This window comes from Sandaracinaceae bacterium (genome assembly GCA_016706685.1).
In the GTDB taxonomy this organism is placed as follows: Bacteria; Myxococcota_A; Polyangia; order Polyangiales; family Houyiibacteriaceae; genus JADJJE01.
Map to the genome: position 1 here is coordinate 63,672 of JADJJE010000056.1, position 24,498 is coordinate 88,169.

Here is a 24,498-nt window from a genome sequence, read left to right on the forward strand (position 1 = left end):
GGCCCCATGTCGCCAATCTCCGTATCACTGCGCGCTCCCCACCGTCCCTTGCGCGCGCTCGTGTTGGTCACCGCCACCCTAGCCGCCACTGGCCTAGGCTCGTGTGCCAGCGACAGCCGCTTCGAGTTCGCCGAGGGCACCCCCGAGGACGTGGGCATGGACTCCGCCGTGCTCGAGGGCGCGCGCACGTACGCGTTCACCGAGGGGCGCAACACGCAGGGCGTGGTGGTGGTGCGGCGCGGGACCATCGTGGCCGAGTGGTACGACCCGCGGCGCGACGCGAGCAGCCGCGGCGCCAGCTGGTCCATGGCCAAGAGCTTCACCAGCGCGCTGGTGGGCATCGCCATCGACCGCGGCGAGATCCCCTCGGTCGACGAACCGATGACCACGTACATCCCGGAGTGGGAGGGCACCGACAAGGAGGGCATGCGGCTGCGCGACGTGCTCGAGATGGCGTCCGGCCTCGAGTGGAACGAGGACTACAATCCGGCCGAGGCCAGCGGCTCCGACATCATCGAGATGGTGCTGGACTCGAGCGGCTCGCTGCTGAGCGTGGTGCTGGACAACCCCGTGACCGCACCGCCCGGCACGCGCTTCAACTACTCGAGCGGCGACACCATGCTGCTCTCGCGCGTCATCGCGGTGGCCACGGGCATGCCGGCCGGCGACTACGCGCGCGAGCACCTCTTCGAGCCCATGGGCGTCTCGGACGGCGCGTGGTGGCGCGACCTGTCCGGCGACACGCTCACCTTCTGCTGCGTGGACATGCCCAGCCGCGACTTCGCGCGCTTCGGCCAGCTGTTCCTCGACGGCGGGCGACTCGGCGGTCGGCGCATCCTCTCCGAGGAGTGGGTCACCGAGTCCACCTCACCCTCACGCTCGTACGAAGGCTACGGCTACCAGTGGTGGCTCGAGGGCAACACACAGCCGGGCGTCCCAGAAGACATGTACGCCGCCATCGGTCACGACGGCCAGTACATCTACGTCATCCCCAGCCTCGAGCTCGTCGTCGTCCGCAACGGCTGGTACGCACCCTACCTGGGCGACACCGTGGCCGACCCGAGCCTCTTCGGCCGCTACCCGAGCGATGGAATCATCCCCAGCCGCGGCACGCGCCCACCCAGCGACTGGAGCGACGCGGAGTTCCTCGCCCCCATCGTGGCCAGCATCACCAACGCCCCCTGAGCTGGCCCCGCCGGGGCTTGTACGAAATGCTCTGGGGCGCTACGAAGCCGACATGCGATTGCCGTTCCGTCTTCTGCCCCTCCTCGCGCTCGGCGCGATCAGCGTGCTCGCCGCATGCACCGGGGGCAGCACCAGCACGTCCAGCCAGGTCACGCTGCAGGGCGAGGAGAGCAGCGGCGGCGACAGCGCAGACCCCGCGCGCACCGCGTACGAAGAGGCGCTGGCCGAGTTCCGCGACGGCGACTGCATCGAGGGCGAGCCGCTGTTCACGGCCGTCCGCACCGAGTTCCGCTTCAGCCGCTTCGCCGCCCTGGCCGAGCTGCGCATCGCCGACTGCAAGTTCGAGACGAAGGCCTACGCCGAGGCCATCGCGGGCTACCGCGAGTTCGTGCGCTTCCGCCCGTCGCACGCGGAGGTGGTCTACGCGCGCTTCCGCATCGCCGAGAGCTACTACGCGCAGATCCCCGCCGACTGGTTCCTGGTGCCGCCTTCGTGGGAGCGCGACCAGGGCGCCACGCGTGACGCGCTGAGCCAGCTCCGCCGCTTCATCTTGGACTTCGCAGAAGACACGCGCGTGCCCGAGGCGCGCCGTATGGAGCAGCGCTGCCTGGCCCTCATGGCCGAGCACGAGCTGTACGTGGCCGAGTTCTACCGCAGTCGGCGCGCCTACCGCGCCACCATCGCGCGCATCCAGACGCTGCTCGCCACCTACCACGGCAGTGGCGTCGAGCCGCGCGCGCTGCTGCTGCTGGGGCGGACGTTCCTGGACACCGAGGAGCCCGAGCGCGCCCGTCAGGCGTTCGAAGAGCTGGTGGCCAGCTTCCCGGAGTCGGAGCAGGCGGGTGCCGCGCGCACCGAGCTGAGCGACCTCCCCGCGATCAGCCCCTGACGCCTCGCGCCTGCGTTCCGCCCATCACTGCCCGCGCTGCTGCGTGTCCAGCATGCGCACGTACATGACCGCGGCCTTGTTGTCGGGCTCGAGCTCCACGGCGCGCACCCAGGAGCGACGCGCCGCGCCCAGGTCGCCGAGGCCCAGCTGCACCACGCCCAGCGCCACGTGCGCGGGCACGTAGCCCTCGCGGTACTTGAGCGCCTCCTTCAGCTCGTGGATGGCCGCCGCCGGGTCGCCCTGTTGCTTGTAGAGGTTGGCTAGCTTCACGCGCACGTCGGCGAAGTGCGGGCACAGCATGAGCGCCTTGCGCAGCTCGTGCATGGCCTCCGAGATGAGCCCCACGTCGGTGTAGCCCTGCGCGGTCTCCACGTGCAGGTTGGCGATCTTGCCCATGACGAAGGGGTCCAGCTTGCCAGGCGACTCTTCGCCGTGGTCCATGGCGGCCTGATAGATGCGCTTGGCGTCGTCGTAGCGGCCGAGGTCGTTGTAGGTGACCGACAGGTTGAGCGCCGCCTCGGTGTAGTTGGGGTTGACGCGCAGCGACTCTTCGAAGTGGTGCTGCGCGTCCTCGAGCTGCCCACGATCGTGCGCGATGACGCCCAGCATGTTGAGGATGTCGGCGAAGCGGACGTCGCGCGCGAGGCACTCGCGCAGGTAGTGCTCTGCCTTGTCGAATTCGCGCTTCTCGTAGTGCTCGCGGCCGAGTGCGAGGACCTGCTTGGTGCGTTCGTCCATGTACCCCGAAGGTATCCCGGAGCCGGCCCGCGCAGCAAGGACGGTGACTGCGCGGTCCCGGAACGAAGGCGCGCGCGTGCGTTGACGCAGGCCAGTGAGCGTGGCTTGGTTGCAGCCGTCATGGCGCGACTCCGCTTCCAACCCTCTGGCTTCGAACTCTCGGTCGCGCTCGAGCCCGGCGGACTGCGGGTGCTCGACGTGTGCGACGACCACAGCGCGTGCGAGGTGCCCTACTCGTGCCGCTCGGCCAACTGCGGCACGTGCCGCGTGCGCGTGCTCACCGGGGCCGAGCTGTTCGCGCCGCCAGGCGAAGACGAGCTCGCCGTGCTGGACCTCTTCGGCAACCTGCCGCACGAGCGGCTGGCGTGTCAGCTGCTCATGATCCGCGAGGGCGAAGCCACGCTCGAGGTCGCCGACACGTGAGCGTGCGCTCTTGCGGATTGCGGAGCGGCGCCCCAGGTTGGGCCGGCGCCCGTAGCGCGCATGAGGTAGCATCGTGACCATGACATCCATCGCAGCACCCCTCCCGCCGCCCACCACGGTCGACGTGGAGGTCGGGGAGCCGGAGCTGCTGCTCAAGCTCACGGGGCCGAACGGCGCGCACCTCCGCGCGCTGGGCGAAGAGTTCCGCGTGACGCTGGGTCAGCGCGGCACCACCCTGCGCATCCACGGCGCACCGGAAGACGTCGCCGCCATGGAGCGCACGCTGGTCCAGCTGCTAGACGTGCTGGGCGACCGCAACCTCACCAGCCTCGAGCTGGCCCGCGCGGCGCGCACGCTGCGCACGCACCCGCAGGTGAACCTGCGCCGCCTGTTCGACGACGTGGTCGCCACCTCGCAGGGGCGCCGCTCCATCGCGCCCAAGGGCCTCACGCAGCAGCTCTACCTGCAGGCCATCCGCGAACACGACGTGGTCTTCGGCGTGGGCCCGGCCGGCACGGGCAAGACGTACCTCGCCATGGCCATGGCCGTGCGCGCACTCCTCGAGAAGCGCGTGAAGCGCATCATCCTCACGCGCCCCGCGGTGGAGGCGGGCGAGAAGCTGGGCTTCCTGCCGGGTGACCTGGCCGAGAAGATCAACCCGTACCTGCGGCCGCTGTACGACGCGCTGCACGACATGATGGACCCCGAGAAGGTGGCCCTGCTCATGGAGCGCGGCACCATCGAGGTGGCCCCGCTCGCCTTCATGCGCGGGCGCACGCTCAACGCCAGCTTCGTGATCCTGGACGAGGCGCAGAACACTACGGCCGAGCAGATGAAGATGTTCCTGACGCGCCTCGGGTTCGACTCGCAGGCGGTCATCACGGGCGACATCACCCAGGTGGACTTGCCCCACTCCACGCGCAGCGGCCTGCGCGACGCCGAGGACCTGCTGCAGGGTGTGGAGGGCATCTCGTTCGTCCGCTTCAACGACAACGACGTGGTGCGCCACCCGCTGGTGCAGCGCATCGTGCGCGCCTACGACGAGCGCGACACGCGTCGCGAGGCCGAGCGTGACCGGAAGCGCCGCGAGCGCGGCGAGCCGAGCGAGAGCGACGACGCACGCCACGACGCACGCGACCCGCGCGCTGCCGGTGACCCCGGCAAGCCAGGAGCGCCGCTGTCGTGACGCCGAGCCGCGGCGCCGCGAGCGCCCGCGCCCTGCTGCTGACGCTGATGCTGATGACGGGCTGCGGGGACGGCGGGGACGTGCTCGACCCGCCGCTGCCACCGTCCATGGGGGCCAGCGGTGGCGCCGGGTCCACCGCGGGCGTGGCCATCTGCGCCGGCAACCTGCACACCTGCGTCATCACCGAGGGTGGGCAGGTGGCGTGCGCCGGCCTCGGGCTGGACGGCCAGCTGGGCAGCGCCGAGCACCGCACACGGCGCTCCTTCGCAGCGGTGCCGGGAGTGGAGGGTGCCACCAGCCTCGCGTGCGGGAGCCGGCACACCTGCGTGACCACGCGCGCGGGCGCGCTGTTCTGCTGGGGTGAGGCCGCCAGCGAGCAGCTGGGAGTGGAAGACGCCACGCTCGGCCCCGTGCAGGTGCCGGGCGTGACGGGCGCCGTGCAGGTGGCGGCAGGCGACGCGTTCACCTGCGTTCGCACCCGCGAGCGGGAGGTCTACTGCCTGGGCGCGCTGCCGGAGCCGGAGGAAGAGAGCACGCCCAGCGGCGAGGCTCCCGCCGACGACGGAGAGGTGCTGGCCAACACCGCGGCGTTGCAAGGCGTCATCGACATCGCCGCCGGGAGCGGCCACCTGTGCGTGCTGCTGGAAGACGGCACGCTGCGCTGTCGCGGCGACAACCGCGCGGGCCAGCTGGGCGTCGCGCCCACTCGCGCCGAAGGCTGGACCGAGACGCGCCTCGAGGGCGTGGTGGACGTGGAAGCCGGCGGCGCGCTCACGTGTGGCCGGCTGCGCGAGGGTGGCGAGCTCCGCTGCTTCGGCGCGGGCTCACAGGGCCAGCTGGGGGACGGCATGCGCTCGGCGGCCAGCTTCATCCCGGTGCCCGTGAAAGAGGTGCGCGACGCCCACGCGCTGTCCATCGGCAGCACGCACGCGTGCGCCATCGTGGGCGCGGCCCACACGCTCACGTGCTGGGGCGAGAGCTCGGAGGACCGCCTCGGCTCGCCCACCGTCGAAGGTCAGGGGCCCACCGTGGTGCGTGGCCTAGAGGGCGCCATCCGCGTGGCCACGGGTGGCGCGCACAGCTGCGCCATCACACACGACGGCAGCCTGTGGTGTTGGGGGCGCTCCCGCGAGGGCCAGCTGGGCATCTCGGGCTACGACCCGGTGCGCACCGCTCGCCGCATCGGCGCGCTGCGCGAGCTGACCGCCACGCCCAGCGCTACGGGCACGCCCAGGTCGCCGCGCGGCAGCAACCCGCCGTCTCTCGCAGCCGCGCTGAGCACCCCGGCCACGCGCGCGATCGTCACCGGCGCCGACCACGTCTGTGTGCTCGGCGCCGACGGCGGGGTCTCTTGTTGGGGCAGCGGCGAGCTCGGCCAGCTGGGCCACGGCCGCTCGGACTCGTCGTTCGAGCGCAGCGTGCGTGTCGTCGGGCTCGAGGGCGTGGTGGCGCTGAGCGCGGGCGCCAACCACACCTGCGCGCTGCTCGCCGACGCGCGCGTGGCCTGCTGGGGCGAGCAAGAGGGCGGCTTCGGCGATGGCTCGGGCGACCCCTCTTCGCTGCCGGTGGAGGTGCACGCGTTCCGCGGCGCGCGCGCCGTGTCGGCGGGCGACCGCATGACCTGCGCGCTGCTCGGCGACGGCTCGGTGCGCTGCAGTGGTGCGGCGCTGTTCGAGTCCCACGAGCGCCTTGCGGCGCGCACCGCGGGGCGTGGCCTCGGCGTGCGCACCATCACCGGGCTGACCGAGCCCAGCGGTGTGGCCGTGGGGAGCGCGCTCGGCTGCGCCATCGTCGCCGACGGTCGCGTCTCGTGCTGGGGCCCCACGCCAGGGCGCGCCACCACCGAGGCCCGCCAGGTGCGCGGGCTGGCCGGCGCCGTGCAACTGGACATAGGGCACCGCACGGGCTGCGCGGCGTCGCGCGGCGGCCGCATCAGCTGTTGGGAGGTGCCGCTCGGAAGCGTGGCGCCCATCACCTCGGAGCTGGTCAACGGGCTCACGTTCGTGGACCGCGTGGTGGTGGGCGAGGGCGTGTTCTGCGCCAAGCCGCGCCGTGGCGGCTACCTGTGTTGGGGCGAGAACCGGCTCGGGCAGACGGGCACGGGCTTGGAAGCTGCCATGGTGCGCAGCCCCAGCCCGCTCGCGGACACCGCGGTGACCGACCAAGGGCGGCGCGCCTCGCTGGACTGCAGCGACGGCTTCTGTTGCGGCCTCCACCCGTCCGGCGCCATCAGCTGCGCGGGGGCGGGCCCGCTGGTGCACCTGGCCAGCCGGGACTCCGCGCGCCCACGCACGCCGCTCATGGTGCCCTTCCGTGCGGACCCCGCGCCGCCAGCCGAGGCCCCCGCCGACGCCCCGGCGGCTGCTCCTGCGGTTACCCCGGCCGCCCCACCCGCACCCGCGCCCTGAAGCGGACGTCGGGCACGCCGGACGGCGCGTGGTAAGCTCGCGGGGCATGACCACTCGCATCTACGACAGCGCGCTCCAGCTCATCGGTCGGACCCCACTCGTGCGCCTCAAGCGCCTGAGCGGGCACGTGGGCGCCGAGGTGTGCGCGAAGCTCGAGTCGCAGAACCCGGGAGGCTCGGTAAAGGACCGCCCCGCGCTCGCCATGGTGGAGCACGAAGAGCGCGCGGGCCGCTTGCTGCCTGGCGCCACGTTGGTCGAAGCCACCAGCGGCAACACGGGCATCAGCCTCGCCATGATCGCGGCCGTGCGCGGCTACCAGTGCATCATCGTCATGCCCGAGGACATGAGCCTCGCGCGCCGCAACATCCTCGCGTCGTACGGCGCCACGGTGGTGCTCACGTCAGCCGAGGACGGCATGGCCGGCGCGGTGGAGCGGGCCGAGCGCATCGCCGCCGAGACCAACAACTCGTTCATGCCGCGCCAGTTCGAGAACCCGGCCAACCCGGACGTGCACGCGCTCACCACGGCCGAAGAGATCTGGGAGGCCACCGAAGGCAAGATCGACGCGTTCGTGGCGGGCGTGGGCACGGGCGGCACGCTCACCGGCATCGCGCGTGTGCTGAAGGAGCGCCTGCCGACTGTGCGCATCGTGGCCGTGGAGCCGCGCGCCAGCGCCGTGCTCTCGGGCGGCCAGCCGGGCCTACACGGCATCCAGGGCCTGGGCGCGGGCTTCATCCCGGGCGTGCTGGACACCGAGCTGATCGACGACGTGGTGACCGTCACGGACCTGGCCGCCGAGCGCATGGCCGGCCGGCTGGCCCGCGAAGAGGGCTTCCTCACGGGCCCCTCCGCGGGCGCCAACGTGCACGCCGCCCTCGAGGTAGCGCGCCGCATGGAGAAGGGGCAGCGCGTGGTCACCATCTTGTGCGACGGCGGCGAGCGTTATCTGTGCTGAGAGGTCTCGACTGCAGTCCACGCTGAGAGCCCACACACAGGGCACCCACTGCTTCAGCCTGATCATTCAACACAAGTCTTGGCAGGCCCTGGTCAGCATGAATCGGTCCTGTTTCAAGGGGAATTGGCACCCCGGCTTGAAAGCCGGGGCAGCATCCCCCGCCCTGACAGGCGCGGAAGTCCAGCCCCTAACGGGCCCGGACTGGGCAGTTCCAAGCAGGAGAAAGGTTGAGCGCAAAGGCGCGGATGACGCAGAACCCGAGACCCATCCGACCTTGAACGACGCAGTCCGCGCCCGGCAGGGGGCGGACTTCCGCAATTGATCCAGGCCCAGGATGCTGCCCCGGGTTTCAACCCGGGGTGCCCATAGTGCCTTGCAGCAAGCCGATTCGGCCCTCTAGCAAGATGTGTTGAATCCTCAGGCTTCAGCTGTGGGTGCCCATTGAACCTTGCAGCAAGCAAGGCCAACGCGACGGTCTACCGGTCCTTCATCGCCACGTAGTCGCGGCGCGCGGCCCCCAGGTACACCTGGCGCGGGCGCGCGATCTTCTGCTCCGGGTCGTTGAGCATCTCTTCCCACTGCGCCAGCCAGCCCGGCGCGCGGCCGATGGCGAAGAGCACGGGGAAGAGGTCCATGGGCAGGCCCATGCTCTGGTAGATGAGCCCCGAGTAGAAGTCCACGTTGGGGTACAGCTTGCGCGACACGAAGTACTCGTCCTCGAGCGCGATCTTCTCGAGCGCCACCGCGATGTCCACGAGCGGGTTCTTGGCCACCTCGTCGAACACCGAGTAGGCCAGCTGCTTGATGACCTTCGCGCGGGGGTCGTAGTTCTTGTAGACGCGGTGGCCGAAGCCCATCAGGCGCACCTCGCCGGACTTCGCGCGCTTCACGTAGTCGGAGATGTTGTTGACCGAGCCGATCTCGCCGAGCATGCGCACCACCGCCTCGTTGGCGCCGCCGTGCAGCGGGCCGTAGAGCGCCGCGCAGCTGGCCGCGAGCGCCGAGTAGGGGTCCACGTGCGACGAGCCCACCGCGCGCATGGCGGTGGTGGAGCAGTTCTGCTCGTGGTCGGCGTGCAGGATGAACAGCACGTCGAGCGCCTTCTCGATGATGGGGTTGGGCTGGTACTTCACCTCGGTCATCTTGAAGAGCATGTTCAAGAAATTGCCCGAGTAGCTGAGGTCGTTGTCCGGGTACACGTAGGGCAGGCCGCGCCGGTGGCGATACGCATACGCGGCGAGCGTGGGCATCTTGGCGATGATGCGCAGGATCTGCAGGCGACGCACCGCCGGGTCGTCGAGGTCCTTGGCGTCCGGGTAGAACGTGGAGAGCGCCGCCACGGTGCTGGTCAGGATGCCCATCGGGTGCGCGTCGTAGCGGAACGCGTCGATGAACTCGCGGATGTTCTCGTGCACCATGGTGTGCATGGTGATCTGGTGGGTGAAGTCCTCGAGCCCCTTGCGGGAAGGGAGCTCACCATCCAGCAGGAGCGCCGACGTCTCCAGGAACGACGAGTCCTCGGCGAGCTGCTGGATGGGGTAGCCGCGGTACTCGAGGATGCCCTCGTCGCCGTCGATGAACGTGATGCGGCTCGTGGTGGAGGCCGTGTTCATGAACGCCGGGTCATAGGTCATGAGCCCGAAGTCGGAGTCCTTGACCTTGATCTTGCGCAGATCCATCGCGCGGATGGTGTCGTGCGTGACGGGGACCGTGTAGGTCCTGCCCGTGCGGTTGTCGGTGATGGTGAGCGTCTGGTTGTCGGGGGACGACGACGATTCCTGCGTCATGGACAGTCCTTGGGTGGGCAGCGGGGGGAGCCTTGTGGGGCTGAGAATACCTGGCAACGCGCGCTCAGGGCGAGAGTTCGTGCGGCATTCTGTCACGCGGGCTTCGGAAATAATGTGTCGGGGAGTAGGCGAACAAGTTGGAAACACGTGACGTGTAGAGGCACGCGAAGACCTCGAGCTGGTGACCGAAGCTGGACAGCTCGGTGCCCTCCTTGAAGAGCGACCCCCAGCCCGGGTGGAACTCCTGCGCGATGCGCTCCTCGAGGTCGTCCTGGTTCAGCTCCAGCTCGCGCAGGCGCGCGCGCAGCTTGTCCGAAGACTTGCGCAGCCGGGCGCGGTTGGCCACCAGCTCGGGCGCGGCCACCTCCTCGGGCAGCTCGCCCACCTGCGTCTCGATGGTCTTGATGCGCGCCTGGTGCTCGTGGATGGCGTCGAGCAGCCCCTCGCGCTGCGCGGTCTGCTCCAGCAAGCGCTCGGACCAGGGCAGCACCTTCTGATGCGCCAGCAGCTCGGCGTCCATCTCCTGGATCACCATCATGGTGCGCCAGGCGGTCTCTTTCTTGGCTCGCAGCACGTCGCCGTGGATGTGGTCGCCCACGTAGAGCACGCGGTCCTCCACCACGCCCAGCGCCTGCTCGAAGGTCTCGAGGCAGCCGCCGGCATACACGCGCCCGCGCTCGAGCTCGGCCACGGGGGCCCCGAGCGCGCCGCCCCGCAGCACCTCGCGGAAGGGCGTCTGGCTGGTGAAGAACGCGGGCTTCTGGGCATCGGTGATGACCCAGTCGAAGTAGCGGTGGTAGCTCGGGTAGTCGGGCGAGCGACCCAGCAGGTGCGCCATGATCGCGTCCGTGTAGGCCGCGTCCGAGTCCGTGAGGAGGAACAGCCGCTTGCCAGCACTGCGCAGTCGATGGAGTGCCGCGCCTAGCGCAGGGTCCACGTCCAGGTAGCGATCGGGCTCGTCCACCACGCGCTTGCGCAGCGAGCCATCGCGCGTGCACTCGTCCACTGCCGCGCGCACGTCGCGGAACAGGCTGGCGTAGTCGCGCCGCGGGCTGCCCGGGTTGCCCAGCCCGCGGTCCACGGCGTCCACGGCGGCGGCGAAGAGGCTCACCTCCGGCAGCGACCCGAGCGCGTCCAACCACACGTAGCGCCCCGAGGAAGGCCGCAGCTTGTGTGTGTGGTAGGCGGCGCGGCGCTCCTCGCGCGTGAGCTCCACCAGCCCGTGGAAGGCCCGCTTCACGTACTTGTAGCGGTCCATCTTGAGCAGGTTGCCGAGGCGCAGGTCCACCAGCAGCCCGCGGATGGGGAAGTCTTGGTCCACCACCAACGCACGGAAGCTCTCGGGGTAGCCGCGGGCCACCAGCTTCTCGATGGCCAGCTCCACCAGCAGCGCCCCCAGCTCTCGCCGGTGGTAGTGCGCCAGCGTGTAGTCCATGTCGAAGCCCACCACCTCGATGCGGTCGAGGCGCAGGTTGCGGTTGCAGAAGACGCGCCGCTCGAGGGGCGGCGGGCGAACGGACGCAGGCAGCAGGTTCAGCTCCGGCAGAGGGAGCGTGAGCTGAGTCGCGAGGGGGTCCGAGCTCGCGTTGGCAGAGGGCGACATGCGGGCGGGATGGTACCAGCGGCGCCCCCTGCTCGGGCCGAAAAGCAGTGGCGCCCGCCCGTTGAAGAACGGGCGCGTTAAAGAACAACAGCGAGCCGGTTGGGGCTCGCTGTTGCTCTTTCTTACTTTGTGGAGCTGAGGGGGATCGAACCCCTGACCTCCGCACTGCCAGTGCGGCGCTCTCCCAGCTGAGCTACAACCCCTGGGGACGGGGGCTTTCTGAAGGGTTCCTCCCAGGTTGTCAAAGGGATTTCTGCAACCCACCGAAATCTTGACGACTTTGACGGCTTTGGCGACGGTCGAGGGCCCCTCGCCGCGCAGTGCGTGCGATCGGGTGCCCGAGCAACGAGATCTGCGTGACCCACCACCCCGGCGAGGCCCCTGCCCGCACGCCTGCTTGCCGTCGCCACCCGCGGCGCTCTGTGCGCGTGCTGCGTGGGCGTGGCGTGGCCGGGGTGGCGATCGCCAGCGCCCTGGCCGTCCTGGTGATCGCGGGGCCGGGCGGCTGCGGGACCAACCCCGCGCCGGCCATGCTGCTGGACGTGGACGAGGTCACGCCCGCCGTGGTGGAGCCCGGCTCGGTGCTGCGCATCGCGGGCGACGGCTTCCCCGTGGCGCGCGACGCCATGGTGGTGCTGGTGGGGCAGCTGGCGCGCCCGGGCAACGCGCCGCTCGACGTGAACCACACGCTGCGCGGGCACGCGCGCTCCGAGCAGCTGATCGAGGTGCAGCTGGGCGAGCCGGACCTCACGGCGCTGGGCGGCCGCGGCACGTTCACGGGCAGCCTGCACATCACCTTCTCGGGCATCGCGTCACGGCGTGACGTGGCTGGCTCGGTCGACGGAGTGGAGTTCGACCTGCGGCTGAGCGCCGACGGCGGCCTGCACGAGGCGCTCGAGCGAGGCGAGCGCGCCGAAGCGGCGCTCGACGAGCTGGGCATCACGCCCGCGGACGAGCAGTCGCCCAGCGGCGGCCTGCGCATCGGTGAGGTGCGCCCGGACAGCGCGGCGGCGCGCGCCACGTTGACGGCCGGCGACGTGCTGGTGCGCTTCGATGGGGTGCGCGTGCTGGAGCTGGGCGACCTGGCCCCGCGGCCGGGCGTGCTGCGGGTGACGCTGGAAGTGGAGCGGCCGGGCACCAGCCAGCCCACCACGCTGGAGATGCCGCTGCGTGGTCCGCCCGAGGGGCAGAAGGGCCGCGTGCTGCTGATGCTGGTGCTGCTCGGTGCGTTGGTGGTGTTCGTGGCCAGCGTGCCCGCCACCTCGGGGCCGCTCACGCTGTTCGTGCGTGACGCGGTGGACGTGAAGGCCCCGCACGCCATCGACTGGCTCCTGGGCTACGCGCCTGGCACGCGCGTCGGGACCCCGCGCAAGCAGCTCTGGCTGTCACGGGGGCTGGCCCTGCTGGCGGTGAGCGGAGCCTTCGCGGGCATGGCCGTGGCGGGGCGGGTGTTCGACCGGCTGTTCGACACGGGTGCGCTGACGGGCTTGGCGCTGATGCTGCGCCTGTCCATCCAGGTGTTCGGGCTGCGCACCTACGGCCGCCCGGAGCGCTGGCTCACGTCGGCCTTCGTGCTGCGCGGCGCGCCCATGGCGCTGAGCGTGGTGGCCGTGCTGATCCTGGGCGGCACCAACCACCTGCGCGGGCTGCAGGTGGCGCAGGGCGGCGCGCTCTGGGACTTCATGGTGTTCCGTCACCCCATCGCGTTCCTGCTGTTCCCGGTCTTCGCCGTGGCGGCGCTGGGTGGGCCGAGCGCCACCATCTCGGACCCGCGCACACCCGTCTTCGTGGCCGCGGCGGCGCGTGCACACCTCTTGGTGGTGGCCGGGCTCGGCACGGTGGTCTTCCTCGGCGGCTGGCACCCCATCACGCTCGGCGGCGCCGTCCCCGAGCTGGGCGCGGCGGTGCTGGGCGTGCTCGTCTTCGTGCTCAAGTGCTGGGGCCTCATGCTGCTGGGCCTGCGCCTGCGCATCCAGAGCGGCGCCGTCGGCGAGCGCCCGCCCACGTTCCTGCTGCCCGCCGCCGTGCTGGGGCTGGTGGCGTCGTGCGCCTGGATTGCGCTCGGAGTGCCCGCCGACGTGGAGACCCTGAGCGGGCCCGTGCTGCTGGCCACCAGCGCGCTGGTGGTGGGCATCACGCTCTTCCGACGGCACCAAGCGGGAAGCGGCACCGAGGTGCACCTACACCCGTTCCTCTGAAGGGCGGCGGGCGTAGTCGTAGTCGTAGTCGTAGTCGTAGTCGTAGTCGTAGTCGTAGTCGTGCTCGTGCTCGTGCTCGCCAACATCGCCCCCGACCGACAGCCACTCCCGCCGCGGTGTGCGGGGGTGGGGGGGGCACGAGTACGAGCACGAGCACGAGCACGTCTACGACTACGACTACGTCTACGTCTACGTCCGTCAGCGCCCACGCTCACGCCCACGTGGACGCAGCGCCCGGGCCACTCAGCCGTCACCTCGTCGCCCACCACTCTTCCCGCGGCTCCCCCGCAGCCCCGCCCCCGCCTTCGAGCGCGCCGCCCGCTGCGATGCTTCCACGCCGAGGCGGGCCCACTCCACCAGCAGATCGCCGTCATCGAGCGCGGCCACGGGCGCGCGGCGGTAGCTCATGCTCATGGTCCCGCCGCCCTTTTTCGCGTACACGAAGCGCGGCAGGCCAGCCGCCTCGAAGCGCGCCTCGGTCACGTCGTCCACCTTGAGGTACAGCTCGTCCTCGTGCACCAGCGCGAACATCACACCGTCGAGGTAGATGCCGTGTCCGCCGAACATCGCCCGCGCGCGCACGGCGCCGAGGGGCTGCAGCAGGTCCACCCAGTGAGCGACGAGCTCGTTGCGTGGCGCGTTCATGGCGCAGTGACCTCGAGCGTCATGCCGCGAGCCTACTACCGCTGCGGATACAGCTGGGCATCCACGCGCACCAGGCGCGGCCCCTCGGAGAGCAGCACCGTCAGCACCGCGTGGGTCGGCGCGAGCATGCCACCCGCGCCCCGCGCTCCTCCCTGCTCCACGCGCAGCGTGCGGCCCTGGCGCTCGCATGGCGTACCCGCCGGGATCGCCAGCTCCTGCTCGTGCGTGGCCGGCGTCTCGAACCGGCAGCGCAGCGCGCCACCGAGGGTCACCACGTAGCGCTGCCCTTCGCGTTCCACGCGCATGGTCTGCTGCTCGGGCGGCTGCCACTGAGAGAGGTCGCGCGCGGGCGCGCCGGGCGCAGGCGCGCTGCGGTCGCTGGTCCACTCCACGTCGCACCGGCCGTCGAGGCGCGCGGAGTCGTATTCCCCGCGGGCGCAGGCCTGCACCCCCGCGGCACCGGAGCGCTCGCCTTCGATCCACGCGCCACCGCAGCCCAGCAGCGCCAGCAACCAGACGGTCCTCCCAGCCTGTGTCCACTCCGGAGTTGTTCGAGACGGCCGCGCCATGTTCCCGTGCGAGCCACAGCCTACGCCGTTCCGTCGACGCCCTGCACCTACGTCTGCTCGACGAGGGCTCCGCTGCAACGGTGCTAGAGTCGGCCATGGACAGGCGGCGTCACGCGTCGTGCGAAAGTACTAGCGCCATGAAGCCACCAATCGACCCACGGTCCGAGACCGTCGTCTCCACACGACGCGACTTCGTGCGGACGGCCAGCGCGGGCCTCCTGGCGTTGGGGCTCCCGTCGCTGACGGGGTGTGCCACCATGCGCGACATGACCGCGTCCATCGCCGCGCGCCGGGCCGAGACCCTCACTGCCGTCCTCGAAGGCGAGACCTCGCTGCGCTACGTCGGCGCGCAGGCACGGCCGGAGCTGCCGGCGCATCTCCGTGCGGGCTCGGCGGTCCGCCGGTGGGGCGGCAGGCTAGTGGTCGTGCAAGACGATGTGCACGCGCTCGGCTTCCTGGACGAGGTCACGGGAGACATCACCGCGCTGCTGCTGCCGCCCGGGGCCGATGGCAGCCATGTGTTCGGAGACGACCTCGGCAACAAGGCGCTGAAGATGGACCTCGAGGCGTGCGTGACCCTGCCGGATGGGCGGCTCGTCGCGCTCGGCTCGGGGTCCACCCCGGCCCGCGAGCGCCTGGTGGTCGTGGGCCCAGCGGGCGATGTGCGCCAACAGAACGCCCATGCACTCTACGCAGCCATGCACGCGCGCCCCGAGTTCACGGGCTCGGAGCTCAACATCGAAGGGGCCACCGTGGTGGGCGCGGCGCTCCTGCTCTTCCAGCGCGGCAACGGGGCACCGCGAGACGGGCGGCTGCCGGTGAACGCCGTGGGGCGCATGGAGCTCGGTGCGTTCGTGTCGTTCCTCGACGGCGGTCCTGCGCCGGTGCTGGGCGACGTGGTCCAAGTGGACCTCGGGCAGGTGGGCCGCGTGCGCTTCGGGTTCACGGACGCGTGCACGCTCCCAGACGGGCGCGTAGCGTTCCTCGCTGGCGCCGAAGACTCGCCGGACACCTACCGCGACGGGCAGGTCGTGGGCTGCCGCTTCGGCCTGCTCGATGGAAGCTCGGCCACCTACACGGACGTGCAGACGCCCGATGGGTCAGGGAGTCGGCTGAAGCTGGAGGGGCTCGACTTCGTCGCCGAGCACCCCGATGGCACCCTCGAGTTCGTGGTCGTCGCGGACATGGACGACCCCCACGTGCCGGCCCTGCGCGCCTCCCTGCGCGTACGCGGCGCGGCGACCACCCCCACAGACGCGCCCTCGGAAGGGAGCCACCCATGAGCGACCCGTCGCAGCCAGTGCCCACCCCACGCGTGCTCTCCATGACGCAGCTGATGACGCCGGACATGGTGAACTTCTCCGGCAAGATCCACGGCGGCGCGCTGCTCAAGATCCTCGACGAGGTCGCCTTCACCTGCGCGGCCCGCTACACGGGGCGCTACGTGGTGACCCTGCTGGTGGACGACGTGCGCTTCCGCGCGCCGGTGCACGTGGGCGAGCTGGTCACCTTCCTCGCGTCGGTGAACTGGGTGGGCCGCACGTCGCTCGAGGTGGGCATCCGCGTGGTGGCCGAGAACTACCGCACTGGCAGCTCGCGGCACGTCATCTCCTGCTTCTTCGTGATGGTGGCCATGGACGACGACGGGCGCCCGCGCGAGGTCACCAAGTTCACACCCAGCAACGAGGTGGAACAGCGGCGCTGGGCCGACGCGGAGGGCCGCCAGGAGGTGCTGCGGGCGTCACGCGCCGCGCGCCCGGACGACGGCGAATAGCTCTTCAGCTAAGGCGATTCGGGTTCCCGCGAGGCCCGCAGCAGCTCACCGAAGCGGCCGCCCGTGAGCCCGTCCAGCAGCGCCTCGAGCTCGGCGATGCGCACCACGGACGAGACGCTCACGTCGCCGAGGGCCTGCTCCAGCTGGAGCCTGCGCCGCTCGAAGTAGAGGCCCACCACCAAGCGCACCACCTGCACGCGCGCGGCGGCCTGCGCACGCGCCTCGCGCGACCAGGCGGCTTCGTCGCCCGAGTAGACCGCGCGCGGCAGCTGGAACACCAGCGTGCCCTCGAGCACCGCGTCGTCATCGGTGGAGAGGTTGGTGCCCGTCTGGGTCTCGCTCGCGTCGCGCTCGCGCCCGCGCCGAGCACGCACCCGCAGCTCGGGCAGCAGCGCGCTGCGACGCGCCCTCCGCGCGGCCCGGCTGGGGTCCGTGCTGCCCGCGTCGTGCAGGGTCAGCGCTTCACGCAGCACCTCGGCCACGGTGGGTTCGTGGTCGAAGCTCGCGGCGAGCGCGTCCAGGTCGGGCCGGGGCGGCGCGCCCGTAGTGGCCGGCGGTGGCGCAGGCACCACCGGGCGCGTCTGCGCAGAAGCAGGGCACGTGTGCAGCACCAGCAGGCCTAGGGGGAGCGCGAGCGCGCGCATCGAGGGGGTCACGGGGCCACCCCCCACGCAGCCAGCACGCGCGCCGCACGAACGCGCTCCCAGGCACACGTGTCCACGCGCCTGCACGTTCGGGTGGGCTCTGGAGCCCACGCGTCTTCTTGCGCGCGAGCGGTATCTCGCTCGAGCTCGGCGAGCGTGGGCTCGTACGCACGCCACGCGGGAGGCGCGACGGCGCTGCCCACCCTCACGCGCCGCAACGGAAAGGACACCGAGCCCTCCACGGACACGTCGCGCGGGGTCCACGAGCGGCGGAAGGTCACGAGCACCTCGGGCAGCATGCGCGCGCGCGCCGAGGGCGCCACGGAGCAGCCCAGCACGGCGGCTGGGAGCAAGACGAGCGCCACGGCGAGTCCGAGCGGCGAGGCGGGAGCAGGCAGAGCAGGGAACGGCATGCCCGCTTCTCGGCGCTCCCCTCACGCGGTTGCGTGCGCGTGCGGATTTCCTGCGACCCGCCTGCGCGTCAGACCACGTCCAGCACGGGCGCGGCCGCCACCGACACGAACTGGTCGCCATCGCGGAAGCCCACCGCCGCCGTCACGAACGACCCCGGCGCGATGGGCCCGAGCGTGTGCTCGCCGCTGGGCTGCACTTCCTTGTCGGTCAGCGTGCGCGTCACGGCGCCGTCCCCGCCGGGGGCCAGCACCAGCACGCGCGCCACCAGGGTCCCGCTTGCGCCCATGGTGCGGGCGCTCGCGATGGACTCCTCGCTCAAGCCCCACGCCAGGAGCACGCGGCGGTCGGGCAGCAGCATGGTGACCAGCTCGGCGCGAGGGGAAGAGTCCACGCGGCCACCCGCCACCAGCGGCGCGCGGGGCAGCCCGAGGGCGTGTTGCACGGCGGCCAGGTCGGCCTCGAGGCCCACGTCGCCCGGGCGTTCCGCCAGCAGGTTCTCGAGGATGGCGAGCGCACGGCGATGATGGCCCTGCTCGTGCAGCAGCCGCGCCATGGTGCGGGTGGGGATGGGCTCGTCCTCGAGCTCGCGCGGGACCCGAATGGGCACCGTCACGGCCGCCTCCCGCCGTGCCGCCGCCTTGGTCAGCAGCTGCTGCTCGTCGGCCACCCGCAGGATCTCATCTCGAAGCGGCCCGAGGTCCATGGTGACCGCGGTGTGGCGCGGCTGCTCCACGGCGGGCGGGCTGGGCTCTGGGCTGGTTTCGGGCGCTGCGTCTTCGCTGAACGACGGCAGCTTCATCTTGTTGGTGGGGTCGGTGCGCTCGAGCGTGGGACGCGGCTCGACCTCCACGGAGGGGCGCGGCGGCAGCTCCGAGGCCTCGGGCCCACCCGCCGGCCGCGAGACGGCGGGCAGACCGGCAGGCGTCTCGGACACCCGCATGCGTTGGGTGTCTCCGCGGCCCTCGCCTCCGGTCGAGGCAGCGGCTTCCACCGACGGCGGCGACGAGGGCGGGAGTGGATCCCTACGCGGTGCAGACGGGGTGGGCGGCGGCGGCGGGCTCGAGCGCCCACGCAGCGTGCGTGCCACGCCCAGCACACCCCGGAAGATCGCCTTTGCGGTGTCGATGGCGCCCGTGGCGGGCGGGGCCTCGATGGCCCGAATGAGCTGCGCCCGCGTCAGGTGCGTCACCTCGCGAACGCCACGCCGCGTGGCCTCCTGCTCCAGCTCCTCGCGCGTCATCCTGCTCAAATCCACCGCAGCAGCTCCTCGTCCGTGGCCGCGAGGGCTTCGCGCGCGCGCTCGCAGTCTTGTTGAATTTGCGCCACCAGCGCGTCCACTCCGGCGAACTTCTGCTCGGGCCGCACGCGCGCCACGAAGCCTACACGCAGCGTCTTGCCATAGAGGTCGCCATCGAAATCGAAGAGGTGCACCTCCACGGAGCGCCCGGCCCCGAAGGTGGGCCGCTGCCCCAGGTTGGCGACCCCGAGGAGGCGCTGGCCGTCCCCACCCGTCACCGACACGGCCACCGCATAGACGCCGTCGGCCGGCAGCTGGACCTCCCCGAGGCGCAGGTTGGCGGTGGGGAACCCTATGGTCCGGCCGCGCTGGTCGCCGAGGACGACCTCACCCTCCACGTCGTGGACGCGCGTCATCATGCGGGCCGCAGCCACCACATCGCCCTCTTCGGCCAGCACGCGGCGAACCCGCGTGGACGACACCGGATCGCCCTCGAACAGCACGGGGCGCACCACCGTCACGGAGAAGCCGTGCTCACGCCCGAGCGCCCGCAGGGTCTCCACGTTCCCGGTGCGCTTGCTGCCGAAGTGGAAGTCGGGCCCCACCACCACGGCGCGCGCGCGGCAGCGCTCCACCAGCACCCGCCGCACGAAGCTCTCGGGAGAGGTCTGCGCAAAGTCACGGTCGAACGCCAGCACGGCCACGTCGTCGCAGCCCGCACCGCGCATCAACTCCACGCGGCGCGCCATGGGCGTGAGCAGCACGGGGGCGCGGTCGGGCGCCAGCACGCTGGTGGGGTGCGGGTCGAAGCACATGCCCATGGTGCTTAGCCCCGAGCGAGCGGCCAGGTCCCTCGCGGTCGAGATGAGCGCGCGGTGACCCAGGTGCACACCATCGTGGTTGCCTGGCGTCACGACGGAGGGGGAGAGGTCCGAGGGGTTCATAGGGCAGCGCGAGCATACCAGGCGTGGGCAAATTTGCCGCAAACGAAGACCCCACGGGGCTCAGGGTCCCGCGGGGTCGGTATGTCGCGCTCGGACGCGCGGTCAGTCGCAGGCGACCGTGGGCGAGTCACCCGCCACAGCGGCGCAGCACGCCTCGGGCATCTCGAACGGAACGCAGTCCGGCACGCCGTCGGTCACCGTGCGCGGCGAGCCCGCCATCAGGTTGCCGCTTCCGTCGGGGACGGGGATGGGCGCGCAGACCGGCAGGCCACAGAGGTGGGCGATCCCGCAGCAGCAGCTCGTGATCGCGTCGACGCGCGTCGACGCGGGCGGGTTCTCGTACTCCTCGAAGTCGACGTAGTTGACGGGGCGGATGCTCATGTCCACGGGGTCGACCGCCATCGCGCACTCGGCGCGGCCGCTCTGGCGCGAGCGGGCGTTGCTGGGGTTGGAGTCGTACACCGGGAAGGCCGCAACCGCGCTCTGCGACACCACGATGTCCTCCACCTGGCCGGGGGTGCCGAGCTCGTTGGGGACGGTCCACACCTGACCCACGAAGCTGCCTGGCGGGTTGAGGCGGATGCCCGTCTCCGAGATGTTGGCAGTGATGAACACGGGGTTCTCCTCGAAGACGCCGCGGGCATCACCCTGGAGCACGTTCATGCCGTACAATCCCGTCGGCATCTCCTGACAGTCCACGGTCGCCGCCTCGTAGAAGGCGGTGGAGCCGGCCGGCGGTAGGATGGGGATCTGACAGCGCGGGTCGTCCGGGTTGGTGGTCATGGCGCCCACGGGCACGACCGCGAGCGCGATGTTGGGGTAGCGCACAACCGTGCGGTTTGTAGGATTGCCCGGAAATTCGCGGTCAACCAGGCCGCCGTAGCCCACCCACAAGCGCGGGTCCACGCTGGGTACCATGGCCACGGAGGGGATGTTGGCCTCGGCCTCGCGGTCGACGGCGGTCGCGTCCGGGATGGGCTGACCGCTCGAGAGATCGATGCTCCCGTCAGGATTGCGGACGTAGTCGAACGCGAAGCGCTGCATCAGCACCAGCGGGCTGAGCCAGGGCACGAACCCGGGATCCGTGGGCCGCGGGGCCTGGGCGCTCAGCGTGGGGTGTGGGTCGGCGAGGCCGTCCTGGTTCGCGTCGATGGAGCGCACGTACCATGCGTAGGCAGCCGGGTCGTCCACGGCGAACGAGACGCCACCCTCACAGGCAGCGATGGCGAAGTCTTTTCCGGTGAAGCGCGCGCGGCAGCACCGGGCGTGCTCGTCCACGTCATCGGTCCTGAGGTCATCGCTCACGCCGGCGCAGTCGACCGCGCCTTCGGGCGCGGGGCTGCCCACGGGGTCCAGCGCCGTGCGCCCGAGCATGGTCAGCGTGGTGTTGGAGAGCGCCAGCAGCGTGGGCGGATCCGTGGAGAGCGGCGCCTCGCTGTCGAGGCCGTCCGTGGACACCGTGAACACGGGTGGCTCGGTGTTGACGGCGGCACCCAGCGAGACGGCCACGCCGGTGAGGCGCTGCCCGTCGGGGCGGAACTCGAGGTCACCGAAGGTCACCGGCAGGAACTCGGGCACGGCGGCCGTGGCGTCCACGAGCGCGGCGCCCGTGATGTCGCCGCGGGTGGGCGAGGTGCGCACCGAGAAGAACGGGTTGAAGTCGCCGTCCGTGTCGTAGAAGCCCTGCACGCGATAGGTGATGCTCTCCTCGACACCGGGGGTGAGGTCTACGAACTCGCCGTCGGCCGCGCCGGCAGGCCGCTCGAGCGGGATCTCCGGCCAGGTGAACGCCACCGAGCGCTGTACCGTGACAGCCAGGTCTGCCGGCGTGGGGTTCTGCGGGAGACAGGCCGTGGCCGGGTCACCGAAGACGCGCTCACCGGGGACGGTCAGGAGGCTGGCCGCGCCCGTGCCGGTGCCCTCCGGCGGCGGCAGCAAGCGCACGTCGAAGAGGGTGAGGATGATACGGCCCTGGATGCGCGTGGGCGCGCCCGCGGCGTCGAAGTCGCAGGTGGGACGTGGCCCCACGTAGAGCACGGTGCCCTCGATGACGCCTGTGGGATCCGGTGCGTTGCCGCCCAGCCAGCGGGGGTCGTCGACAGGGGGGCTGTCACAGGCCACCGCGCAGAAGGCAGCGACGGCGGCGAGGCAACCACGGGTGATGTTGTGTCGGATGCGCATTCTGGATCTCCTAGAAGCGATAGGTCGCAGAGGCGACGACGCGAGCTTCGAGCTGCTGCCCACGGGGATGCTGGCGGTGACGGTTGTTGGTGATGTTGAAGCCGGTAACACCCAGCTCGAGGGCGTCGTCCAGGAGTCGATAGCCGATACGGGCGTTGACCAGGTAGTAGGCCGGTTGACTCAAGTTGACGCTGACCAGGTTGGAGTTCTCGTCGAACGTCTCCTCGAGCCACTTCTGGCCGCTGGCGTAGTGCACGTCCAGGGAGAGGTCGAGACCGAACGCCGAACGGTACTGCACGCCGGCGTTGACCTTGTGAGCGCTGGTGCGCTCTTCGTCGGGGCGACGCGGATTGTCCAGCGCCCACGTCTGGTTGTAGGCGTAGTTCGCGTAGATATCGAGACCGTCCACGGGATAGAAGCGGCCGTTGACCTCACCACCGAGCACGTGGAAGAGACCTGGCTCGTTGCTGAAGATGGTGGTGCCGATGGGGAACGCCGCCGGTCCGTCCGTGTAGCCGAGCACACCGCTGCCGAACTGCCCGAGCGTGGTGGGCAGCAGCTCTCCGATGGAGATGATGTTCTCGACGCGGTTGTAGTAGAGCGAGATGTCGAAGTCGAAGCGGTCGGACGCGGCGTTTCGGTAGCCGATCTCGACCGACTGAATGGACTCGGGGGTGAGCGGGTCCTGACCCAGCTCGAGGCGGGCCGTCTCGGACCCGTAGTTGCGCGCCGTAACGCCCGGCGCGGGGGTCGGGAAGTCGAGCGCCATGTAGGTCTCGAGCAGCGTCTGCGTGCGGAAGGCGGTGGAGAACGAAGCGCGCAGAGCGTGGCCTTCGGCGGGTGTGACCACCAACGCGATACGCGGCGAGAACTGCACGTTCTCGAGGACGGGGTGCCGGTCCACGCGGAAGCCCACGACCAACTGCAGCGGGTCGGCCAGCCGCATCGCGTCCTGGAACACCACGCGGAAGTGGTCCTCGGTGGGCGTCTGGTTGACGAACGTCCAGTCGATGCGCTTCCAGCGATAGCCCACGCCCAGCGTGATGTTGTGCGTGGTGGAGCCGAGCTCGAACGTGTGGGCGAAGCGGCCGTCCACGTCGATGGTGTCGCTGACGAACTCACCCAGGAGTGGGTCGGGACCAACGACGCCGCTGGAGACACCGATGCGGTTCCACCACACGCGCACGGAGCCCCAGGACGTGTCGAGTGACGCGGTGGTGTGCGTGCTGGTGGCGGTGGCCTGCCAGTCCACGAACGAACCGAACGCCTGGAAGCCGAAGCGCCCGTCTGAGACGCCGGCCTCGAAGTTCAGGGCCGCCTCGTCCGAGAGGCGGTAGCTGAGGGCGCCGAACGCGCGCTTGTTGCGGATGATCTGCTCACCGTTGAGGAAAGGCTCGGAGATGCCGACGGTGGCGTCGGTGACGGTGCGCTCCCAGCGGTCGAACTGATCGTAACCGGCCGACAAGCGGTAGGAGATGCGCCCTGCGCGGCCGCTGGACCAGGCCCCTGCGCGGAGTGAGGACCCCATGCCGCCACCAATGGTCACGCCCGTCTCGGCGCGGTCGCCTGGCGCCACGGTGATGATGTTGATGATGCCGCTGAAGCCGTTGGCGCCGTAGAGAGCAGACGCCGGACCGCGGATGATCTCAATGCGCTCGATGTCCTCCACCCCGATGGGGAAGTACGCGAAGAGGTTGGCTCCGAGGGCGTCCACGTACGCTTGACGGTTGTTGATGAGCACCAAGACGCGCGGGCTGAGCTGCTGGTTGAAGCCGCGGATGCCCACCTGGACGTCAGCGCCGTTGGTGTTCATGACATCGGCGCCCGCCACGCGGCGGAAGAGCTCACCGATGTGGGTGATACCCGTGAGGCGAATGTCCTGCGCCGTGATGATGGTGATGGCGTTGGGTGCGTCGAGGGGGTTCTGCGCAGCACCCGTCGACGACACGACGCTCTCGTCGTAGAGGTCCTGGCCGCCGGCAGCGATGGCGATGTCGCCTGCCTCGCCGGTGCCCGTCTCCGTGGTGCCGGTCTCCGTGGTCCCCGTCTCCGTGGTCCCGGTCTCCGTGGTCCCCGTCCCCGTGGTCCCCGTCTCGCTGCTGCCCGCGCCGCCCTCACGCAGCTCCTGAGCCATGGCTCGCAAGCGCTCCGCGCGTGCGATGAGCGACGGATCGTTGGCCGTAATACCCAGCGTCTCGATCTGCGTGGCCGTGTCCTCGAGGGCCACGATGTCCTCTTCGCTGGCGGTCGCGACGGTGGGCCCGGGCTCGGGGTCGGTCTCGGAGGGCTCACCGGTGCCGGTGGCTACCGCAGTGGTCCCTGCCGCTTCGGCGATGCGCGCCTCGATCGCGACGATGAACTGACGCACCTCCTCGCGGTCCGGTGGGTCCGACTCCACGTACTGCTCGAAGTACTCGAGCGCCTCTTCGTAGCGGCCTGCCTCCGCGTAGGCGCGCCCGATGTTGTAGAGCACGTTCGGGTGGGGAAGGATGTCGTAGGCGACCTGCAGCTCGGCCACGCCAGCGTCGATTTGGCCCTCTTGAACGAGCGCCATGCCTGCGCGGAAGTGGCGGCGAGCCTCGGTGCGCACGTCGGCCCGCGCGGGCGCCGCGAGCAGCATGGTGCTCAGCAACCCCAGCAGCAGCGCTGCACGCAGACCGCCGCGGCGAGGGGCAGGTCGAGGAGAGGTCGTGTGGTGGATGAGTCGTGTCACGGTTC

20 protein-coding genes and 1 tRNA gene are annotated in these 24,498 nt (G+C 70.9%); 9 read left to right on the forward strand and 12 right to left on the reverse strand.

All coding sequences use genetic code 11. From position 1 onward, the window contains the following. The first annotated feature begins 6 nt into the window (after positions 1-6). Together IPI43_32920 and bamD are read left to right on the forward strand one after the other, a co-directional pair. Positions 7-1,185: a serine hydrolase gene (locus tag IPI43_32920; protein ID MBK7778864.1), complete on the forward strand. Its 1,179-nt coding sequence runs from the start codon at positions 7-9 to the stop codon at positions 1,183-1,185. 52 nt (positions 1,186-1,237) lie between these two features. Further along, on the forward strand, positions 1,238-2,074 hold the full coding sequence (bamD, locus tag IPI43_32925) for an outer membrane protein assembly factor BamD (protein ID MBK7778865.1): 837 nt from the start codon (positions 1,238-1,240) through the stop codon (positions 2,072-2,074). A gap of 24 nt (positions 2,075-2,098) precedes the next feature. On the opposite strand, the gene IPI43_32930 is transcribed toward bamD, so the two are convergent. After that, positions 2,099-2,812, reverse strand: coding sequence for a tetratricopeptide repeat protein (locus IPI43_32930; protein MBK7778866.1), 714 nt, complete (start codon positions 2,810-2,812; stop codon positions 2,099-2,101). A gap of 120 nt (positions 2,813-2,932) precedes the next feature. Here IPI43_32930 and IPI43_32935 point away from each other — a divergent pair, with 120 nt between their 5' ends. The 4 genes from IPI43_32935 to cysK all read left to right on the forward strand — a co-directional run bounded on the left by IPI43_32935 (position 2,933) and on the right by cysK (position 7,784). Further along, the gene (locus IPI43_32935; GenBank protein ID MBK7778867.1) at positions 2,933-3,235 is read left to right on the forward strand and encodes a (2Fe-2S)-binding protein; all 303 of its coding nucleotides are present in this window, start codon (positions 2,933-2,935) and stop codon (positions 3,233-3,235) included. Between the two features lie 79 nt (positions 3,236-3,314). Continuing rightward, positions 3,315-4,421, forward strand: coding sequence for a PhoH family protein (locus tag IPI43_32940; GenBank protein ID MBK7778868.1), 1,107 nt, complete (start codon positions 3,315-3,317; stop codon positions 4,419-4,421). After that, positions 4,418-6,829: a hypothetical protein gene (locus IPI43_32945; GenBank protein MBK7778869.1), complete on the forward strand. Its 2,412-nt coding sequence runs from the start codon at positions 4,418-4,420 to the stop codon at positions 6,827-6,829. The genes IPI43_32940 and IPI43_32945 overlap by 4 nt, the downstream gene beginning before the upstream one ends. 46 nt (positions 6,830-6,875) lie before the next feature. Continuing rightward, entirely contained in the window at positions 6,876-7,784 is a 909-nt protein-coding gene (gene cysK / locus IPI43_32950; protein ID MBK7778870.1) for a cysteine synthase A, read from the forward strand. Between the two features lie 476 nt (positions 7,785-8,260). Here cysK and IPI43_32955 read toward each other — a convergent pair whose 3' ends face one another. The 3 genes from IPI43_32955 to IPI43_32965 form a co-directional block, all read right to left on the reverse strand. Beyond that, the gene (locus IPI43_32955) at positions 8,261-9,571 is read right to left on the reverse strand and encodes a citrate synthase (GenBank protein MBK7778871.1); all 1,311 of its coding nucleotides are present in this window, start codon (positions 9,569-9,571) and stop codon (positions 8,261-8,263) included. A 64-nt stretch (positions 9,572-9,635) separates the two neighbouring features. Beyond that, positions 9,636-11,174: an HAD-IG family 5'-nucleotidase gene (locus IPI43_32960; GenBank protein MBK7778872.1), complete on the reverse strand. Its 1,539-nt coding sequence runs from the start codon at positions 11,172-11,174 to the stop codon at positions 9,636-9,638. A gap of 130 nt (positions 11,175-11,304) precedes the next feature. Further along, positions 11,305-11,377 (reverse strand) — tRNA-Ala (locus tag IPI43_32965). 153 nt (positions 11,378-11,530) lie between these two features. Between IPI43_32965 and IPI43_32970 the strand changes: the two genes are divergently transcribed. Further along, positions 11,531-13,372, forward strand: a complete 1,842-nt coding sequence (locus IPI43_32970) for a PDZ domain-containing protein (GenBank protein MBK7778873.1) — start codon at positions 11,531-11,533, stop codon at positions 13,370-13,372. Positions 13,373-13,615: 243 nt separating this feature from the next. Here IPI43_32970 and IPI43_32975 read toward each other — a convergent pair whose 3' ends face one another. Both IPI43_32975 and IPI43_32980 read right to left on the reverse strand, forming a co-directional pair. Then, positions 13,616-14,017, reverse strand: a complete 402-nt coding sequence (locus IPI43_32975; GenBank protein MBK7778874.1) for a TfoX/Sxy family protein — start codon at positions 14,015-14,017, stop codon at positions 13,616-13,618. A 35-nt stretch (positions 14,018-14,052) separates the two neighbouring features. Next, positions 14,053-14,529, reverse strand: a complete 477-nt coding sequence (locus IPI43_32980) for a hypothetical protein (protein MBK7778875.1) — start codon at positions 14,527-14,529, stop codon at positions 14,053-14,055. A gap of 194 nt (positions 14,530-14,723) precedes the next feature. Here IPI43_32980 and IPI43_32985 point away from each other — a divergent pair, with 194 nt between their 5' ends. Both IPI43_32985 and IPI43_32990 read left to right on the forward strand, forming a co-directional pair. After that, entirely contained in the window at positions 14,724-15,869 is a 1,146-nt protein-coding gene (locus IPI43_32985) for a hypothetical protein (protein MBK7778876.1), read from the forward strand. Continuing rightward, positions 15,866-16,360 carry an acyl-CoA thioesterase gene (locus IPI43_32990; GenBank protein MBK7778877.1) on the forward strand — a complete coding sequence of 165 codons (495 nt, stop codon included), beginning with the start codon at positions 15,866-15,868 and terminating at the stop codon, positions 16,358-16,360. The genes IPI43_32985 and IPI43_32990 overlap by 4 nt, the downstream gene beginning before the upstream one ends. 8 nt (positions 16,361-16,368) lie before the next feature. On the opposite strand, the gene IPI43_32995 is transcribed toward IPI43_32990, so the two are convergent. From IPI43_32995 to IPI43_33020, 6 genes are all read right to left on the reverse strand, one after another. After that, positions 16,369-17,016: a hypothetical protein gene (locus IPI43_32995; GenBank protein MBK7778878.1), complete on the reverse strand. Its 648-nt coding sequence runs from the start codon at positions 17,014-17,016 to the stop codon at positions 16,369-16,371. Beyond that, positions 17,013-17,417: a hypothetical protein gene (locus IPI43_33000; protein MBK7778879.1), complete on the reverse strand. Its 405-nt coding sequence runs from the start codon at positions 17,415-17,417 to the stop codon at positions 17,013-17,015. The genes IPI43_32995 and IPI43_33000 overlap by 4 nt, the downstream gene beginning before the upstream one ends. Before the next feature lie 68 nt (positions 17,418-17,485). Then, positions 17,486-18,673 carry a hypothetical protein gene (locus IPI43_33005; protein ID MBK7778880.1) on the reverse strand — a complete coding sequence of 396 codons (1,188 nt, stop codon included), beginning with the start codon at positions 18,671-18,673 and terminating at the stop codon, positions 17,486-17,488. Continuing rightward, a complete protein-coding gene (locus IPI43_33010; protein MBK7778881.1) occupies positions 18,664-19,599 on the reverse strand; it encodes a bifunctional riboflavin kinase/FAD synthetase in 936 nt (311 codons plus the stop codon). Before IPI43_33010 ends, IPI43_33005 begins: the two co-directional genes overlap by 10 nt. Positions 19,600-19,701: 102 nt before the next feature. Further along, positions 19,702-21,780, reverse strand: coding sequence for a hypothetical protein (locus tag IPI43_33015; GenBank protein ID MBK7778882.1), 2,079 nt, complete (start codon positions 21,778-21,780; stop codon positions 19,702-19,704). Positions 21,781-21,790: 10 nt separating this feature from the next. Next, complete coding sequence (locus tag IPI43_33020) at positions 21,791-24,493, reverse strand: TonB-dependent receptor (protein ID MBK7778883.1); 2,703 nt, start codon at positions 24,491-24,493, stop codon at positions 21,791-21,793. Positions 24,494-24,498 lie beyond the last annotated feature (5 nt).